Source organism: Waltera acetigignens, from assembly GCF_025567015.1.
GTDB classification, from domain to species: domain Bacteria; phylum Bacillota; class Clostridia; order Lachnospirales; family Lachnospiraceae; genus Acetatifactor; species Acetatifactor acetigignens.
In genome coordinates, this window is record NZ_JAOQJO010000051.1 from 1 (window position 1) to 1,071 (window position 1,071).

Sequence of the window (1,071 nt, forward strand, 5' to 3'; positions counted from 1 at the left end):
ACTCATTTTTAGGTTTCAATAATCAATAGAAAAAGTTCTATTTTTTATCATTTAGGGCTTGACTATAACTAGCTGGTCTGCATTAAAATTTACTACTTTAATTGCCTCATATATTTCATCTGTTAAAAACACAGGTTCTTCTTTTTCAACATCTCTATAGGGAAAATTTAGACCACGTACATTAAAAAAATCTTGAACACTACCTTCTTCTGCTTTATACTGAGGTATTCTCAAAAAAAATCTTCTTTTTAATGCACTCTGACTAATTAATTTTTTTGCATTCCCTGCCATTTCAAAAATCACATTCGAAAAGGCATTAGTCAAAACAGTTACCCTTTGTTGCCCATCAAGTAATGCCAAAATTTCTCCCGTAATACCTAATTCCGCACTCGTTTTTCGTTCCTTGCATCCAATAAGTTTATATGCATAATCATTTGAATTACTACTCAAGAGGAGTATACTTCCAACTGGCATTTTAGCCAAAACTGATGCTACTAACTTAGACTGTTTTTCTTCATCATTCCATACAAAACCTCTTTGAAAATCAGGCAAAAGAATTTCCCTATTTACAATTTTATCTATTACACTGCTTAATGCTTCCGTCGTCGTTCTCATTTTTTCTCCTTTGTATATGTTGATGCTCTATTTGCTAGCTACTACATTTACTTATACTTGTCCCAATACTCCAAATAATATTTGTATAAAGTTCTTTCTCTTACCGGACATCCCGTTGCTCTTCTCATATCTATGTATTCCACTAGCTTTTTTCTTTCTTTAATATCCAACAGCGAATATCCGTATTCTTTTTCATTCGTATTAATATAATATCTAAATTGTTCTATCACCCGTGGCATAAATCCCTCATCTTTCAACCACTCATAAAATCCTTCTGCTTTTTGAGTACATGGCATTTTTAACCACTCCTCAATTTCTTTTAATTCTACTCTATTGATTGGTCGTTTGAAATTTCTTGTAATATACTCAGAGCCTTCGTAAACGTCAAATCCTGCGCCTTGGCTAATTGATCTTTTTGTGCCACACTCTAAATGACACGAAAAAACTATTAGTTTT

General features: G+C 32.5%; 2 protein-coding genes. Both read right to left on the bottom strand.

Annotated elements, in window-relative coordinates:
• Nucleotides 1-51 precede the first annotated feature (51 nt).
• Nucleotides 52-615 (bottom strand): DUF262 domain-containing protein, encoded by a 564-nt coding sequence (locus tag OCV96_RS19385; protein WP_262595220.1) that lies wholly within the window; start codon nucleotides 613-615, stop codon nucleotides 52-54.
• 47 nt (nucleotides 616-662) lie between these two features.
• The coding region (locus OCV96_RS19390) for a hypothetical protein (RefSeq protein WP_262595221.1) at nucleotides 663-1,071 on the bottom strand (409 nt) is incomplete at its 5' end.